The sequence below is a fragment of the Sandarakinorhabdus sp. genome, from assembly GCF_040398645.1.
Lineage (GTDB): Bacteria > Pseudomonadota > Alphaproteobacteria > Sphingomonadales > Sphingomonadaceae > Sandarakinorhabdus.
Genome location: NZ_JBBATR010000017.1, coordinates 14,960 through 31,563, shown reverse-complemented (window position 1 = coordinate 31,563; position 16,604 = coordinate 14,960). Strand labels below are relative to the sequence as shown.

The 16,604-nt window shown below is 62.8% G+C and carries 19 protein-coding genes; 6 read left to right on the top strand and 13 right to left on the bottom strand.

The annotated features are described in order from the left end of the window. The 10 genes from ABWP50_RS05855 to ABWP50_RS05810 form a co-directional block, all read right to left on the bottom strand. Positions 1-851, bottom strand: an 851-nt coding sequence (locus ABWP50_RS05855; RefSeq protein ID WP_353217074.1) for a 3-deoxy-7-phosphoheptulonate synthase, incomplete at its 3' end; no start/stop codon positions are given. A 93-nt stretch (positions 852-944) separates the two neighbouring features. Continuing rightward, a complete protein-coding gene (gene gorA / locus ABWP50_RS05850; RefSeq protein WP_353217056.1) occupies positions 945-2,288 on the bottom strand; it encodes a glutathione-disulfide reductase in 1,344 nt (447 codons plus the stop codon). A gap of 98 nt (positions 2,289-2,386) precedes the next feature. Beyond that, complete coding sequence (locus ABWP50_RS05845; protein ID WP_353217055.1) at positions 2,387-2,965, bottom strand: HdeD family acid-resistance protein; 579 nt, start codon at positions 2,963-2,965, stop codon at positions 2,387-2,389. Positions 2,966-3,041: 76 nt separating this feature from the next. After that, positions 3,042-3,689, bottom strand: coding sequence for a BON domain-containing protein (locus tag ABWP50_RS05840; RefSeq protein ID WP_353217054.1), 648 nt, complete (start codon positions 3,687-3,689; stop codon positions 3,042-3,044). 151 nt (positions 3,690-3,840) lie between these two features. Continuing rightward, positions 3,841-4,209 carry a thermonuclease family protein gene (locus ABWP50_RS05835; protein WP_353217053.1) on the bottom strand — a complete coding sequence of 123 codons (369 nt, stop codon included), beginning with the start codon at positions 4,207-4,209 and terminating at the stop codon, positions 3,841-3,843. Positions 4,210-4,270: 61 nt separating this feature from the next. Further along, positions 4,271-5,560 carry an adenylosuccinate synthase gene (locus tag ABWP50_RS05830; protein ID WP_353217052.1) on the bottom strand — a complete coding sequence of 430 codons (1,290 nt, stop codon included), beginning with the start codon at positions 5,558-5,560 and terminating at the stop codon, positions 4,271-4,273. 15 nt (positions 5,561-5,575) lie between these two features. Beyond that, positions 5,576-6,292: an SDR family NAD(P)-dependent oxidoreductase gene (locus ABWP50_RS05825; protein ID WP_353217051.1), complete on the bottom strand. Its 717-nt coding sequence runs from the start codon at positions 6,290-6,292 to the stop codon at positions 5,576-5,578. 8 nt (positions 6,293-6,300) lie between these two features. After that, positions 6,301-6,831 carry an AAA family ATPase gene (locus ABWP50_RS05820; protein WP_353217050.1) on the bottom strand — a complete coding sequence of 177 codons (531 nt, stop codon included), beginning with the start codon at positions 6,829-6,831 and terminating at the stop codon, positions 6,301-6,303. Positions 6,832-6,836: 5 nt separating this feature from the next. Next, entirely contained in the window at positions 6,837-7,385 is a 549-nt protein-coding gene (gene pnuC, locus ABWP50_RS05815; RefSeq protein WP_353217049.1) for a nicotinamide riboside transporter PnuC, read from the bottom strand. 95 nt (positions 7,386-7,480) lie between these two features. Beyond that, on the bottom strand, positions 7,481-9,991 hold the full coding sequence (locus ABWP50_RS05810; RefSeq protein WP_353217048.1) for a TonB-dependent receptor: 2,511 nt from the start codon (positions 9,989-9,991) through the stop codon (positions 7,481-7,483). Between the two features lie 266 nt (positions 9,992-10,257). On the opposite strand from ABWP50_RS05810, the gene ABWP50_RS05805 reads away from it, so the two are divergent. The 4 genes from ABWP50_RS05805 to ABWP50_RS05790 are packed head-to-tail and all read left to right on the top strand — an operon-like array spanning position 10,258 to position 12,823. After that, positions 10,258-10,776 (top strand): GNAT family N-acetyltransferase, encoded by a 519-nt coding sequence (locus tag ABWP50_RS05805; RefSeq protein WP_353217047.1) that lies wholly within the window; start codon positions 10,258-10,260, stop codon positions 10,774-10,776. After that, a complete protein-coding gene (locus tag ABWP50_RS05800; protein WP_353217046.1) occupies positions 10,776-11,792 on the top strand; it encodes a phosphotransferase family protein in 1,017 nt (338 codons plus the stop codon). The genes ABWP50_RS05805 and ABWP50_RS05800 overlap by 1 nt, the downstream gene beginning before the upstream one ends. Further along, positions 11,792-12,151 (top strand): DUF6285 domain-containing protein, encoded by a 360-nt coding sequence (locus tag ABWP50_RS05795; protein WP_353217045.1) that lies wholly within the window; start codon positions 11,792-11,794, stop codon positions 12,149-12,151. Before ABWP50_RS05800 ends, ABWP50_RS05795 begins: the two co-directional genes overlap by 1 nt. 33 nt (positions 12,152-12,184) lie before the next feature. Then, entirely contained in the window at positions 12,185-12,823 is a 639-nt protein-coding gene (locus ABWP50_RS05790; RefSeq protein WP_353217044.1) for a hypothetical protein, read from the top strand. On the opposite strand, the gene ABWP50_RS05785 is transcribed toward ABWP50_RS05790, so the two are convergent. From ABWP50_RS05785 to ABWP50_RS05775, 3 genes are all read right to left on the bottom strand, one after another. Beyond that, complete coding sequence (locus tag ABWP50_RS05785) at positions 12,820-13,713, bottom strand: proline iminopeptidase-family hydrolase (RefSeq protein ID WP_353217043.1); 894 nt, start codon at positions 13,711-13,713, stop codon at positions 12,820-12,822. The genes ABWP50_RS05790 and ABWP50_RS05785 overlap by 4 nt on opposite strands. 104 nt (positions 13,714-13,817) lie before the next feature. Then, entirely contained in the window at positions 13,818-14,267 is a 450-nt protein-coding gene (locus ABWP50_RS05780; protein ID WP_353217042.1) for a cupin domain-containing protein, read from the bottom strand. 9 nt (positions 14,268-14,276) lie between these two features. Beyond that, positions 14,277-15,530: a cytochrome P450 gene (locus tag ABWP50_RS05775; protein ID WP_353217041.1), complete on the bottom strand. Its 1,254-nt coding sequence runs from the start codon at positions 15,528-15,530 to the stop codon at positions 14,277-14,279. 113 nt (positions 15,531-15,643) lie between these two features. Between ABWP50_RS05775 and ABWP50_RS05770 the strand changes: the two genes are divergently transcribed. Continuing rightward, entirely contained in the window at positions 15,644-16,081 is a 438-nt protein-coding gene (locus ABWP50_RS05770; RefSeq protein ID WP_353217040.1) for a DUF1330 domain-containing protein, read from the top strand. A 94-nt stretch (positions 16,082-16,175) separates the two neighbouring features. Next, positions 16,176-16,601, top strand: a complete 426-nt coding sequence (sdhC, locus tag ABWP50_RS05765; RefSeq protein ID WP_353217039.1) for a succinate dehydrogenase, cytochrome b556 subunit — start codon at positions 16,176-16,178, stop codon at positions 16,599-16,601. The last annotated feature ends 3 nt before the right edge of the window (positions 16,602-16,604 follow it).

Genomic DNA, 16,604 nt, shown 5'->3' with positions numbered 1-16,604 from the left:
ACGCCGCGCAGGAATTCGACATGCGCCGATCCGGCAAAGCGGGTGCGATCACCAATCCACAGCATATGGGCCGACGTATCGTACCAATCGCCCGTCAGGCTGTCCTGCCGGGTCATAGCCTCTTCATAGCCGAGCAGCAGAGCTTCGTGGCTGGTGAAGAAGCTGGTGGATTTCAATTGCGGCACGGTATCGGGGGACAGACCAATGGCGGCCATGAAGTCCAGCGCTTCGCCGAGGCGGTCAGCCAGCTGCGCATATTGCGCCGCCCACGGGCTGCGCGCGGCGAAATCAAGATTCCAGCGGTGCACCTGATGCAGATTGGCAAAGCCGCCGGACGCAAAGGCCCGCAGCAGATTGAGCGTGGCCGCTGATTGCAGATAGCCGCGGATCATGCGCTGCGGATTGGGAATGCGCGCTTCGGCGGTGAACTCAGTGTCGTTGACATTGTCACCGCGGTAACTGGGCAGCAAAACGCCATCAATTTCTTCAAAATCGCCCGATCGCGGCTTGGCGAATTGCCCGGCCATGCGGCCAACCTTCACCACCGGCATCTTGCTGGCAAAGGTCATGACGACGGCCATCTGCAGCAACACCCGAAAATTGTCGCGGATGATATCGGGGTGAAAATCGGCAAAGCTCTCAGCGCAATCGCCGCCTTGCAGCAAGAAGGCGTTGCCCGCGGCGGCGTCGGCCAGGCGGCTGGTCAGATCACGGGCTTCCCCGGCAAACACCAGCGGCGGATAGGAGCGCAGCTCGCGCTCCACGGCGCGCTGCGCTGCGGCATCAGGGTAGGTGGGAAGCTGGCGGGCTTCGGCTGCGCGCCAGCTATCGGGGGTCCAGGTCTTTGTCATAGCGCCGGTGCTTTGCTGGATTTTGCTGCGAGGTGCAAGAGATGGACACTTGCGCGCGGCCGGCTTGGCGCGAGTCTGCGCGCTCGCCGCGCTTTAGCGCATCAACACCAACTCCTCACTCATGGTCGGATGCAGCGCCATTGTGTCATCAAATTGCGCCTTGGTCAGCCCGGCCTTCACCGCAATCGCCACGGCCTGCAAAATCTCCGGCGCATCTGGCCCTATCATGTGTGCGCCAACCACGCGGTCCGTCGAGGCATCGACCACCAATTTGTAGAGCGCGCGTTCATTTCGGCCAGCCAATACGTTGCGCATTGGGCGGAAATCCGATGTGAACACCCGCACCTGGCCGTAAGCATTGCGGGCCTGCGCCTCGGTCATGCCAACGCTGCCCAGCGGCGGATTGGAAAACACTGCCGAGGGGATGGCGTTGTAATCGACGCGCCAATTTTTGCCGCCAAATTGGCGATCGGCAAAGCTATGGCCTTCGCGGATGGCCACTGGCGTCAATTGCACCCGGTCGGTCACGTCGCCCACAGCAAAAATGCTGGGCACATTGGTGCGATTGTCGGCGTCAACCGCAATGGCGCCCTTGTCATCCAGCGCCACGCCAACGTCCGCAAGGCCCAGCCCTTCGATGTTGGCGACGCGGCCCAGCGCCCACATCAGCACATCGGTGTCCAGCGTCTTGCCATCGGTGAAGTGGATGCGCAAGCTGCCATCATCAAGCTTTTCAACACGGTCGAGCCGGCAGTTGAGTTTGAAATTGAGGCCCTTGGCCAGGCTGATCTGCAGCAGCCGGTCCGCGAGAGCCGGCTCCCAGCCGCGCAGGATGGTGTCGCTGCGGTTGATCAAGGTCACATCGCTGCCCAATTCATGGAACACGCCGGCAAATTCGGTGGCGATATAGCCGGCGCCGGCGATGACCATACGCTTTGGCAGGGCCGGCAGATGGAACACCTCGTTGGAGGTGATGGCATGCTCTGCGCCGGGCAGCTCGGGCAGATAGGGCCGCGCGCCGCTGGCAATCAGGATCGTGCCAGCGGTGTGGCGCGCGCCGTCCACTTCGACTGTGTGGGCATCGACGATGCGGGCATGGCCCAGCAACGTGGTGACCTTGTTGTTGTCCAGTGTGGTCTGATACAGGCCATTCAGTCGGTCAACTTCGGCCAGCACGTTGTCGCGCAGCACGGTCCAATCAAAGCTGCGGCCTTCGATATTCCAGCCAAAGCGGCGGGCATCCTCCAGGTCCTCAGCAAAATGCGAGCCGTAAACGAGCAGTTTCTTGGGCACGCAGCCGCGGATCACGCAGGTGCCGCCAACCCTGTGTTCCTCGGCCACCGCAACGCGCGCGCCATGACCGGCAGCAATCCGGCTGGCGCGCACCCCGCCCGAACCAGCGCCGATGACAAACAGATCAAAATCAAAATCGCTCATGGCACGGGCTCTAGGCTGCTGCCGCGCTGCGCGCCAACCAATATTGCAGTTCAGCCTGACCGCTTCAATCGATCAGGCAGGTTGGCTCGTGTCCGGCGTTATGCAGCACGCCTCGATTGCCGCGCGATCAGGATGTAGGCAATGCCGGTGCTGATGAAGTTCACGCCGAACAATATGCCCAGCACGCTGAGTGAGATGGCTGGCCAGCCCACGAAAATCAGCACGGCAAGCAACAGGCTGGCAAGGCCGGACAGCAGCATGCCACCCCATTTTTGCTTGGGCCGCATTGCAATCGCCAGCGCGATTTCGGTTATCCCTTGAAACAGGAAGATGCCGCCAGCCATCAGCGTCAGCGTGAGCGCGCCAACTGCCGGGTTCACGATCAGGAACATGGCCCCGAACAAGGCGAACAGGCTGACCAGCAGCGCGCCAAAAAACGGCCCGGTGCCAAGGATCGAAAATGATCCGAAAAGCAGCGTCAGCCCGAGGAACAGCAGCATCCAGCCGACAAATTGTTCTGCCGCAAGGGTAGCAAAATTGGGAAAGATGATGGCAGCAATGCCCAGGCCCACCATCGCCGCACCAAGCCACAGCATGGCACCAGATGATTTGGCCATGCGATCATTCAGCGAATCGGCGCCCGGTTCCGGCAACGGGATATCGGTGGAGCTGCCCATGGTTGTTCCTTTGGCGTTGCTTCGGCCTTGGCCGGCGTCGCCCCCCAACCCTTGGACGGGTCTGGGGGGCGGCCGATCAATCGACGCGGATATTGTTGGTGACCGACATCACCCCGGGCGCTGCCCAAGCGGTGGTACCGGCGAGAGCCCGTTCGCTCCAGTCATCCACGGTTCCGCTCAATGTGACTTTGCCGTCGTCTGCCGACACGACGACATGTTCCGGATTGAACCACGAACGGTTCAACGCCTTGTCGATATCGGATTTGATGTTGCCGGCATTGGCTTTGGGCTTGATGCTGATCTGGTTGGAAACGCCGGTCACGCCCCACAAGTTGCGCACGGCTTCGGCAGCGGCTTCCCGTTGATAATGCCAGTGAACTTCACCGATCAGCGTGATCCAGCCCTTGTCGACCGCAACTTTCACGGCATCCCTGGGCACCGACGAGCTCCAGGCCATGCGGTTCACGGCGGCATCGGCAATTTCAGCATCGCCGTGCCGAATGCTGAACGGCAATTTGACTTCGATTTCTTCTGCGACGGCCTTGACGTCCTTAACCCGCAGCGTCGCGGTTTCGGCCGCATGCTTTTCGGCGTAGCTATCGACGGACCCAGACAAGGTGACGACCCCGCCTTTCGTGGTCACGCCGATGTGGGCGGCATCGACACTCGGTTCCCACTTCAGTTCGTCGAGAACGGCTTGCTTGAGCTGTTGGTCATCGGACATTTCGATCTCCCTTGGCCGGCAAGAGCGGTTCACGATTTCTCTGCGTCTTGGGCTGGAAGAAAGATAAGCTTGGTCGGCTGCGCCGTGCAGCGTCGGAAACTACTCAAAAATCCGGGCTGCTTTGGCCATTCAGCCTGCGTGTGGCGGCCAATCAGCGCCGGCAGTTGAGCCGGCCGTAGCGCGGTGCGGCCTGGCCAGCGGCGATCATTGCGCAGCTTATGCTGACACCATCGGCCGTGCAATCAACCACAGGCCGGTCATAGCGATCGATATCGCGCACTGTGCACTTCACGGTGCGCCCGCGCGTCAGGCGGCGCAGATAATCGCGGCTGGCATAAGGATCGCCGCGCACGCAGCGCCGGCCGGCGCGGCAGGAACCGGGCATTTCCGGGGCATCAATGCCATATAAGCGCATGGTTTCGGGGGTGTTGCGGCACCTGATATTGTCCCCATCACTGTGCGTGGGGCCGGCGCACACCAGCGCTGAGGCGGCAGCGAGCGCGAGAAGAGTGATTGCCATGCCGTATTTGTATCTGAAATGTTCTGGTTGGCAAGCCAGTCCCGGCATTGGCTGCAGGCTATCAATCCCGGAATGGGTCTTTCACCAAAATCGTGTCCTCCCGCTCCGGCGATGTGGACACAAGCGCGACCGGGCATTCGGTGAGCTCTTCGATGCGGCGGATATATTTGATCGCCTGCGCCGGCAATTGTGCCCAGCTGCGCGCGCCGGCGGTGGATTCGCTCCAGCCTTCGAATAACTCGTAAATCGGCTCAACACGCGCCTGCTGGGCCGGGTGGGCGGGCAGATAGTCCAGCACGCGGCCATCGAGGCGATAGCCGGTGCAGATCATGATCGTTTCGAGCCCATCGAGCACATCCAGCTTGGTAAGCGCCATGCCGGTTATGCCGCCCACGGCAATCGCCTGGCGCACCAGCACGGCATCGAACCAGCCGCAGCGGCGCTTGCGGCCGGTAACGGTGCCAAATTCACGGCCGCGCGTGCCCAGTCGTTCGCCCACATCATTGTCCTGCTCGGTGGGGAAGGGGCCGGAGCCGACGCGGGTGGTGTAGGCCTTGGTAATGCCCAGCACATAGCCGGTGGCATCCGGCCCCATGCCGCTGCCGGCGGCGGCCTGGCCGGACACGACATTGGACGAGGTGACAAACGGCCAGGTGCCGTGATCGACATCGAGCAGCACGCCCTGCGCGCCTTCGAACAGGATGCGCTTGCCGTTGCGGCGGGCATCACGCAGTTGCAACCACACTGGCTGAATATAGGGCAGCACGGCGGGCGCCACCTCGGCCAATTGCGCCATCAATTCGGCAGCGTCCACCGCCGGCACGCCAAAACCGGCGCGCAGGGCATTGTGATGCGCCAGCAGGCGTTCCAGTTGCGGCCCGATGTCATCCAGATGCGCCAGATCACACACGCGCAGCGCGCGGCGGCCCACCTTGTCTTCATAGGCCGGGCCGATGCCGCGCCGGGTGGTGCCGATCTTGCCGGCGCCCATGGCATCTTCGCGCAGCGCATCGAGATCGCGGTGCAGCGGCAGAATGAGCGGCGCGGTTTCGGACACGGCCAGATTGTCCGGCGTGATAGCGATGCCCATGCCACTGATGCGCGCCACTTCATCACGGAAATGCCAGGGATCAAACACGACGCCATTGCCGATGATCGACAAAGTGCCGCGCACGATGCCCGATGGCAGCAACGACAGTTTGTAGACTTGGTTGCCCACCACCAGCGTGTGGCCGGCATTGTGGCCACCCTGAAAGCGCACCACGACATCGGCGCGCGCCGACAGCCAATCGACGATCTTGCCTTTGCCTTCATCGCCCCACTGGGCGCCAATCACGGTTACGTTGGGCATGTCTGTCCTTGATGATCAGCGCACATAGGAAGCGCCATTGATATCGATCGTCGCGCCGGTGAGAGAGGCGGGCGCATCACTGGCCAGCCATCGGATGGTTTCGGCGACTTCTTCGGGCGCTGCCACCCGGCCCAGCGGGATATCGGCCAGCAATTTGTCGCCGCCCCGGCTGGCGAGATAGTCTTGCGCCATGCCGGTCATGGTGAAGCCGGGCGTGACCGAAAAGGCCAGGATGTTCTGCCCGGCATAGGCGCGGGCGATGCTTTTGGTCATCGCCAGCATGCCGCCCTTGGCCGCTGCATAATGCCAATGTGCCGGGGAATCGCCGCGGTGGCCGGCGCGGCTGGCAACGTTGATGATGCGCCCCCCTTGAACCTTGGCGCCACCATGGGTTTGAAAATGCAGCACGGCGTGGCGGCACAGATCGGCCGCGGACTGCAGATTGATGGCCAGGCTGCGGGCCCAGGCTGCTGCAAAACCATCCGCGTCGCCGATGTCAGCCGCTTCGAACACGCCGGCGTTGTTGATCAGCACGTCGATGCGCCCGCCCGCGGCGGCCAATGCCTGCTGCCACACGGCATCGGCTGCACGCGGTACGGCAAAATCGGCAGCGATCAGTCCGTCGCCGCCGGCAGTTGACTGGCCGACGACGTGGTGGCCCGCAGCGACCAGCGCCGCGCGCGTGGCCGCGCCGATGCCGCGTGAAGCGCCGGTGAGAAATATATTTGCCATGATTGCGGCTATGGCGTGCCGGCAGCGGCTTTGTCCAGCCGGTCCGTGATTGCAGCCACCGCATGCGCGCGGCGTTGCTGCCAATTTCCGCCGATCATCACGGCATCGATGCCGCGCACGGCCAGTTCATCGGCAATGATGGCATGAAACGCCAGCCGGGCTGCGCCATTGAATTGCCGGGTGCCATCGTCCAGCCACGGCGTATCGGGCGCGAACAACAGGTGCAGATCGGCGCGGGCGGGCATGGCGGACAGTGTTGGATCGCGGCGGCCGTGCAGCATGCGAAACCAGGCGGCGGTGATCACCACATCCGTGTCCTCGATCAGCAGCAGCGGGTAGGCGGCGCGCAGCCGTGTCAGGCGGGCGGCATGAATGCGGGCGATGGTGCGCAGGGCATCGGGTGTGAAATCCGTGCCGATATTTTGGGCATATTCGCGGCCATATTCGGGCATGACAATACCGCTCAGCAGCCGCGCCAGCCCGTAAGCCAGCGTGGATTTGCCGGTGGATTCAACGCCAAGAAAGCTGATGTGCAGCATATGTATCAGGCCGCAACATGCCAGGTGCGCCAGCTGTAGAGGGCAATGCCCAAAAACAGCGTGTATAGCCCCGCCGTCACCCATAGCGACTGGCTGGCATAAAGCGCCACCGAGGCCACGTTGATCGCCGCCCACAGCGGCCAGGATTCGACCATGCGCAAATTGGTGAGCAATTGCGCGGCCAGCGACCATGCCGCCACGCTGCCATCGGCAATCGGCGCGGCGGCATCGGTCTGGCGCAGCAGGGCGGCAGCGGCGACCGAAAGCAGCGTTGCCGACAGGATAACCAGCGGCCAATGCCGGGCTTCCAGCCGGCGAACGGTCACCGATCCGGCATCAGCCGGCGCCCGGTGCCACGCCCACCAGCCGTGGATTTGCGCGGCGAGGAAAAACAGTTGCAAGCCCGCAACCGCATAGAGCCGCGCCTGAAAGAAGATCAGCGCAAACAGGGCCACCATCACCATGCCGCATGGAAAATTCCACACCGAGCGGCGCGCCAGCAGCAGCATGTTGGCCAACCCGAAGGCAGAGGCGAACAGTTCAAGCCAGGTCATGTGTTTGCCTCAAGCACAATTGCCGGGCCAGGTGCATTAAAAAGAAGGGCGCACCGTAGCCGGCGCGCCCCTCGATCAATTCGGTTTGGCTGCGATCAGAAGCGATAGCGAACCAGGCCGCCGAACGTGCGCGGCTGGTTGCGATAGCCCGACAGGGTGCCGGCCTGTGCCACGCCCGGGAAGATGGTGGTGACCCAGGCTTCATCGGTGAGGTTGCGGGCCCAGATGGTCAGGTCGAGCTTGTTGTTGATCGCCAGCGTTGCCGAGGTGTTGACCAGATTGACCTCGCGCTGCAACGCGACCGTGCCCTGCGCGATCTGGGTCGGGCTGTTGTGCTGATAATCGATGTGGAACATCAGCTTGTTGTCGTTCCCAAGGCGCACGGTGTAATCGGTGGCCAGCGACGTCGCGAATTCCGGAACGCCGGCGCTTTGCTGACCGCTCAGATCGACCGGAACCGTCGAGAAGCTGCCGTCCACCAGCGCGGCACCGCCGGGGAAGCTATCGAACTTGCTGTCGAGATAGGTGAAGTTGGCGCTGAAACGCAGGTCCTTCGATGGCGAGAAGCTGGTGTCCAGCTCAAGGCCCCGCACGGATTGCTGATCCGCATTGGCCAGGATGAAGCCGGTGCCGGAAAACACATTGCTCTGGAAGCCGTTGATGACCTGAATGAACGCCGCGAGATTGACGCTGAAGCCTTTCCATTGGCCCTTGGCGCCCAGCTCATAGACGGTGGCATATTCCGGATTGGCAAAGCGTGAACCAGTGGTGAGGTTCACCGGTAGCGCAGCACCCAGCGCCGTGCGGATCGGCGACGCGGCCGGTGCCGGCGACTGTGCTGGCGAACCCGGGATGAACTGCGAGGCGAAGGGACGCGAATCGATCGACAGGTTGAACGAGCTCGCCTTGAACCCGGTGGCGTGCGTGCCATAGAGACTGATATTGTCGCTGGCCTTGTAAGACAGACGCAGCGTGTAGGCGAAATCGCTGTCAGACGTGCGGCCATCTTCCACCGCGTTCGGGAAGTTCAGGAACGGCGGGATGAACTGCAGCGGACGCAGGCCCAGGAATGGGTTGGCCGACGTGGCAGCAACCGATGCCGGTACGCCGGCCCGCACCCCGGCGAGCACCAGATCAAGGCCGGAGAACACGTCGTTGGTGGTGACGTTGGTGGCCACGCGCTTGGTGTCGCGGGTGAAGTTGCCGCCAGCGGTGAAGGTCAGATTGTCGACGATTTCCCAATCCACGTTGCCGAAGATCGAGATGGCGCGGTTCTGATAGTCATATTGTTCGAACCGGCCTTGGCCCCGGCCACCGAAGGGCGCGGCCGGCGTGCCCGGCAACAGGGCGCGCAGGGTGGGTTCCAGATTGGTGTAGGCCCCGCCCGACAGCGCGCTGGCATAGTTGCGGAAATCGCGGCCAAAGGTCAGCTGGCCGCTGGCATCGATATTCTCGTGGAAATAGAAGGCACCGAGCAGGAAGTTGATCGGGCCATCGAATTTCGACGCGATCCGGAATTCGGCAGTGTAGGTATCGATGGCATTGCGGCCGATATTCTCACCGATCAGATCCGCGCTGGTGAAATCGCTGTCGGCATTGGTGTTCAGCCGCACGCCGCGATATGCGCCGATAAAGGTCAGATCGAACTTGTCCATCTTGGCATCGGCCTGGGCCGACACACCGAAATTGTCGATCACGTTGGTGGAGCCGAAGTTGGTCGCCGAGGTCAGCGCCAGCGGCTGATTGGAGATGATCCGGCCGCCGAGCGCCCGCACAGCAGCACCGGTGGGGCCATCGACAAGGTTGACAACCGAGCAGCAGATTTCATCGATCTTGTCGTAATCAGCGATGATGCGCAGCTTGAAATCGTCCGACGGCTTGAACAGCAACTGGCCGCGCACGCCGCCACGGTTGCGCTCATTCTCATCGCGGTTGAGCGTGGTATTGAACACATAACCGTCGCGCTTGTTGTAGTTGCCGGCGAGGCTGAAGGCGATGGTTTCGGAAATCGGGCCGGTGATTTCGGCGCGGGCGACGATGGCGTTGTAGTTGCCGTACGACAGTTCGGCCTGGCCGCCGAAGTCAAACTTCGGTTCGGCGGTGACCACGGAAATAATGCCTGCCGACGCGTTCTTGCCGAACAGGGTCGATTGCGGGCCGCGCAGCACTTCGATGCGCTCCAGGCTGGGCAGATCGCCGATCTGCGCGGCGGAGCGGCTCCGATAGACGCCATCGATGAACACGCCCACCGCCGGCTCGATACCGACATTGTTGGCGCCGTTGCCAAAGCCGCGGATGATGAAACTGGTGTTGGCCGAGCTTTGCAGCTGGCTGACGCGCAGCGACGGCACCAGCGTCTGCAGATCGAAGGCATCGCGGATCTGTGCGGTTTCAATTGCGAGACGGCCGGTGACCGACACGGAAATTGGCGTGTCCTGCAGCGTCTTGGCCTGCTTGCTGGCGGTCACGATGATGATCTGGTCATCATTTTCGTCCGCAGCGGCCGCGGTCTGTGCAGCGGCGGGGGCAGCCATCACCAGCACAGGCATGGCGCCAAGCAACAGGGCAATACGCACGGCAGTGCGCGAAGTGGGGATAATCGACATGGAATTCCTTCCCAAACACGTGTTTTCTTGCGTGCCATCCAACAGCCAAAGCCGTCAGTGCGACAAGTTGGACGGTCGATTATAGAATTCTTACCGGTTTGCAAGCTTTGGTCGCGCCGGCAGCAAAGGCCAGCGACATGGCGGCAAACCTGTTGCAAAAATACACTGGTGAGGCTGCACGCCACTATCAGCTTGCCGTGCTTGCAGCAGCAGGGGCAGCAATGGCATGACGGTCGCACGCAACAGCCACGGATGAACAAGCTCTCATGACCGATTGGGAAATCACCAGCGATCGCTTGCTGATCTGCCCGATGCGGGCCGATCATGCCCGGGACTGGCACCGTATCCGGGCCAGTGCGCCATTCGATCCGCTGGAACGCAGCGTGGAAGAAAGCATCGCGCTGATCACGGCGATGCAGCGGCGAGCCGCGGCTGATTCTGATGGCTGGCAGCAATTTGCCATTCTCAGCCGCAATGGCGACCTGGTTGGCGATCTGGGCATCAGGTTTTCGCCGCCGTGGAATGCCACCGCCGAAATCGGCTTTGCGGTTGATCCCGGTTGCCAAGGCCGCGGCATTTGCAGCGAAGCCGTTGAGGCAATGGTAAAGCGGCTGTTTCACCGCAGCCGGCGCCGCGTGGTTGCCGTGACCGATGTGCGCAATCGCCCGGCGCAGCGCGTGCTTGAACGCAACTGGTTTCGGCTGGAGGGGCGGTTTGTGGACAGCTGGCGCGACGGCGACCAGTGGCACGACGAACTCTCTTATGCCCGCCTGGTCAGCGATTGATGGCGGCCGAGCAAACCGAGTTGACACTGGCCACCATCGCGGATGCGACACCGGCTACCGTCGCGGATGTGTTGGGCGCGCCCGTCACGCGAGTCGAAGCCCTGTCGGGCGGCGCATCATCGGCAACATATGCGGTGGACGCGGTGCGCGGTGATGGCACGCTGTGGCCGCTGATCCTGCAATGTGCCGCCACGGGTAGTGTGGCGGAGGGCGGCCTGCCGCGCGCCGATCAAGCGCGATTGCAGCAGATCGCCTTTGCCGCTGGCCTGCCCGTTGCCGAAGTGGTGCGCGTGCTGGCCCCCGCCGATGGCCTGGGCGAAGGCTTTGTGATGGCGCGGTTGCCGGGGGAGGCCTTGGCTTCGCGCTGGCTGAAGCTGCCGGACTATGCGCCGGCGCGCGCGGCCTTGACCGGGCAATGTGCGGCGGTGCTGGCAAAATTGCACCAGTTGCCGATGGCGGCTGCTGCCGGGCTTGCACTGCCAGCTGGCAGCACAGTGGAATTGCTGGACCGGATGTTTGCCAATTACCGGCGCTTCGGTGTGGAGTCGCCGGTGTTCGATCTGGCCTTTGCCTGGCTGCGCGAGCGGGTGACGGATCGGCCGGCGAGCCACATCGTCCACGGCGATTTTCGCTCCGGCAATTTTCTGGTTACGCCCGCCGGGCTTACTGCGGTGCTGGACTGGGAATTGGCGCATCTGGGGGACAGCCACGAAGATCTGGGCTGGCTGTGCTGCAACAGCTGGCGGTTTGGGGTGTGGCAAAATCCTGTGGGCGGGTTTGGCCAGCGCGACGAACTTTATGCGGCCTATGAAGCGGCTGGCGGCGGCCCAGTGGACCGCGACCGCGCTGCGCTGTGGGAAGTATGGGGCACGCTGAAATGGGGCATGGCCTGCCTGCAATTGGGCGATGATCATGTGTCGGGCCGGCTGCGATCCGTGGAGCGCGCCGCCATCGGCCGGCGGGTGTCGGAGGTGGAGCTTGATCTGATGCACATGCTGAAATTCGGGAGCGTGTGATGGCCGAGCAGATCGAAGCGGTGACGTTGATCGAAGCCGTGGCGGGCTTCCTGGCGGATGTGCAGGGGCAATTGTCGGGCCGCCAGGCCTTTCATGCCAAGGTGGCGCAGAATGCCCTGGCGATTGTGGCGCGCGAACTGGCGCAGGCCCCGCAAGCGACGGAACGCAGCTTGCTGGCCGGTTTGATGGGGCAGGACGGTGATCTGGATGCGTTGCGTGCCGGCCTGTGTGCCGATTTGCGTGCGGGCACAAAGGGCGCAAAGACAGATGGGCTCATCGATGCGCTGCTGGCCGCAGCGCTGACCAAGTGCGCGGTGGACAATCCGCGCTACGCCACGTTTCAGCGTTTGCAGACTTGAGCCATGTGGCGGTTTGGCGTTGCAATTGCCGCCATGATTGCCATCACGCTGGCGCTGCTCCAACTAGGCGACACGCCGAAACCGCGCCGCTACACACCGGCCGTGCAAGAGGCGATATGGGCGGCGCAGCGTGCCCTTGCGCCATTTGAACTGCGATTGCAGCGCGTCGATGGTTCAAAATCCTTGCTTGCGTCCGGGGGACGCGACTGGGTGGTGATCAGTCCCGAACGTATCGAGGATTTTGGTATGGTGGTGAACGGCGATCCGGCGGTTTATGCGCCGCGCCCGGCCAGGCCGCCGCTGGCCTGGCATATTGCAATTGAAGCTGTTGGCGGTGTCGATTCGAACCCTGTGATGGGTGAGCCGATCGCGTGGCCGGGCGGTGATTTGCGGCGCGTGCAGCCAGCGGATGTAGTTGCGCTGGCCGACATGATCCCGCTCAATCCGGGTGACATGCTGGGCTATGCGCCGGCTGAGCGCCTGCTGGTGCGGTGCCGGCGCGGCCTTGCCTGCGATTTGGTGTTCCGCGCCGGGCGGTTTCGCGTGAAAATGGTGTTTCAGGCGGCAGACCGGCCGATCATCCGCACAATCGCTGCCGATTTGCGGCGCTGTTTGCCGCAGTGGGATGGCAGGCGCGTGGATATCGCAGCGCCAAAGCCGGGCTGCGCCTAACCGTCCTGCCGGGTCAGCCAGGTGCGCAGCAGCGCCAGATACCAGCCGGGATTGTCCAGCATGATGCTGTGCGCTGCATCGGGGGCCACGGCCATCATGGCATTGGCTGCGCCGGCAAAGCGGGTCACGGTCTCCGGGCGGGCTTCGTCGTGCTGGCCCGCGATGAACAGGGTGCGGCGACCGTCCAGCCGAGGGAGCAGGCTGCGGCCGTCATAGGATTTCAACGTGCCAGTGCAGGTGAATTCGGCGCGGCCCCACATGTGATTGTACAGATTCGCAGCAAATGGCACTGGCAGTGCGTCGCGGTAGGCCGCGATGGCGGGCGGCGGCCGCACCATGCCAACATGCCGGGCGTAAAAGAATTCGGTGGCGGCTTCGCAGTCTGCGCGCGCAGCGACATCCGGCGTGTCGCAATTGTCGAGTAGCTTTCGCACCGCAAGCGGCATGGCGGCCTTTAGCAAGCCAGCATCTTGCAGCCACAATTCGGTGGACACCAACGGCGATTGCAGGGCCAGGCCAGCCAGTGCGGCCGGCTGGGCTGCGCCATACTCCAGTGCCAGCGTGCCGCCCCAGCTGCCTCCGAGCACGTGCCAGCGCGCGATGCCGAAATGCGCCCTTATAGCCTCGATTTCGGCAACATAGCGCTGAACCGTCCAGTTGGCCGGATCGCCAGGGCACTGCGAGCGGCCGCAATCCAGTTGATCATACAGGATGACAGCCCGATCAGCGGCCAGCGCAGTGGCGTTCAGCCAGCTCCAATGCGAGCTGCCTGGTCCGCCGTGGATGAACAGGATCGGCAAGCGATCACCAGCAAGCCTGCCGTTGACGCGCACATAAATGCGGCCGCCGGGCACGGTCACCATCGCCTCGCGGTCGGGGGTGATGGTCATGCGGGGCGCGATGGCACCGATTGGCAGCGCCGGCCGTGGCGGCAGTGGGGAGGCCGCCGGCAAAAAGCTGGCAAGGCCGCCAGCAAGCAAACTGCGCCGGGCCATCACCGCTCGCTGTCCGTCTTTCGCCGAAATCCGTCCGGATCAAGGTGCATGTCGATATCCGGATAGTGGCAGTGATCAACTGCGATGAAATCGGTGCCGACGGCAAGAAAACTGCACGGCGCGGAGGATCGGTTTTGAAGATGGTGGCCATTGGCAACGCCAGCGGGGAAACAGGCAATATCGCCAGCCACCAGGCGGGCCTCACCGCCGCTTTCCACCAACACCGCTTCGCCGCTCAGCATCATCAGCATTTCATCTTCGTGGCTGTGCCAATGGCGCTGGCTGGACCAGGCACCGGGCGGCAGGGTGACGAGATTGGCGCCAAATTGCGTGATCCCGCTCGCCGCTGCTACGGCTTGCCAGCCGCGCGCGGCCACGGGCTTGTCGTAGGGCGGTAGATAATTTGATCCGGTTTGAACGGGCAGGGCGGCGAGATCAACCTTGGGCACAGGCGGCAATCAATGCCGCTCGATGGTGGCGGGCAAATCGCTGTAGCCGTGCACAAAACACTGCACGACATGCACCGGCGTGCCAGTTATCCGCACCGTCATCTGCCGTTTGAGCATTTCTTCCAGCAAGATCTGGATCTGCAATTCCGCCAGCCGCGCGCCGACACAGCGGTGCACACCAAAGCCAAACGCCAGGTGCCGGCGGGCATTGGGGCGTTCGATATCAAGGCGTTCGGCATCAGGAAACACGCTTTCGTCGCGGTTGCCGGAGAGATACCACATGACGATCTTGTCGCCCTTTTTCACAGGCTGGCCGGCAATCTCGCTGTCAGCCACGCAGGTGCGGCGCATGTGGGCCAGCGGCGTTTGCCAGCGGATGATTTCGGGCACCGCGCCAGCAACCTTGCCGGGATCGGCGATCAGCTTTTGCCATTGATCCTGGTAGCGATCAAAGGCCGCCACGGCCCCGGACATGGTGTTGCGGGTGGTATCATTGCCGCCAACAATCAGCAGGATCAGATTTCCAATGCGCTCCTGATCGGGCATGTTGCCCATCGATTCCGAGTGAACCATCATTGAAATCAGATCAGTGGTTGGCGGCAGCGCCTTGCGCTCGGCAAACAGCCGATCGAAATAGGCCAGCATGTCCCGGCCATGCTGCACCGTTTGAGCCGCCGTTTCGGGGTTCAGCGCAGCTTCGATATCGCCGGCAATATCGGACCAGAAGGTCAGCAAGTGGCGATCGGCCCACGGGAAATCAAACAGGATGGCCAGCATGTCGGTGGTCAGCGGGATTGATACGCGCTCTACCCAGTTGAACTCTTCGCCGATGGGCAGCGTATCCAGCAATTGCGCGGTGCGTAGCCGGATGGCTTCGGCCATTTTTGCCATTTCGCTTGGGCCAAAGGCAGGCGCAATCACCCGCCGCTGTTCGCCGTGATAGGGGCGGTCGGCCGCGATGAACTGCGGGCGGTTGATCTCGCCCACCTGATCGAGCACGGTGATGCCGCCATATTTCATGTCGGACGAAAATATGTCGGGCCGGGCTTCGACCGCCTGAATATCGGCATGGCGCGACACGGACCAAAAGCCGCCAAATGGGCTGTCTGGCTGAAAATGCACGGGTGCTTCGGCGCGCAGCCGCGCAAACATCGGCCGCCAGGCATCGGCGGCGTAAATCATCGCATCCGACGTATCGATCGCCGATAGCGGCCCGTGATGGTCGCGGGTCTGACGATCTAGCTCTGGTGACAAAGTGGCCATTGATGTTGCTCCCCCAGCGTCGATGCGTTTTGCCCTGTTTTTTTGGGCCAGTATTTCTTCATCGATGTGCGATGCTAACGCGAAATGGGCGCAGCCAAAAGGGGGCATTATTGATGGCGATACCGGCACTCGGCAATGTTGATAGCAGCATCGATCCCAGCCGCGATCAGGTGCGGCAGCTGCGTGACCACGGCCGCGATGGCCCGGTCGTGATGATGAATTTGCTGAAATTTCGGGATGTCGCGCTTTATCCGGCCGAACTTGGTCTGCCAGCCTGTAGTGGCCGCGCCGCCTATGACCGCTATCAACACACCTTCACGGTGGCCGTGGGCGATATCAGCCAGGCCGAAGTGATTTATGATGGGCCGTGCGAGCAGCTGTTCATCGGCCAGGCCGGCACGCCAGAGGCGGATTGGGACAAGGTTTTGATCGTGCGCTATCCATCGCGGCAGCATTTTTTGGCAATGATGGCCGATGGCGGTTACCGCGACGCCTTGGTGCACCGCTATGCTGGATTGGCCCGCACTGTGCTAATTCAGTGCGGGGATTGACCGCAGGCGCGTCTCGCCTGTTGCACCGCAGCGCCAGCGCAGTATGAATGGGAGACCGCAACTCGCAGCCGCTGGCAGCTTGCAAGGGGGATTAATGGCTTCTCGACCAATCGCGCCGGCACCCAAAGCCATGGGCGGCCGGCCGCTTTCGCCGCACCTAACCATCTGGAAATGGCGCGTGCACATGGCGGTTTCGATTCTGCACCGGGTTACCGGCCATGCACTGGCCTTTGGCGCGGTGGTGATTTTTGCCTGGTGGCTGGCGGCGCTGGCCAGCGGGCCGGAGTATTTCCGGTTTTTCCAATCGATCGTGGTGTCGCCGTTTGGTGCCGTGGTCGGCATCGGGCTGAGCTGGGCGATGTTTCAGCATATGGGCACCGGCATGCGCCACTTCATCATGGATGCCGGCGAGGGCTATGATCTGGTCACCTCGCGGCGGATGGCCTGGGCCACGATCTTGTTTTCGGCGGTGGCAACGACGGCTCTTTGGGCATTCATCATCTTGGGCAAGGGGCTCTGAACC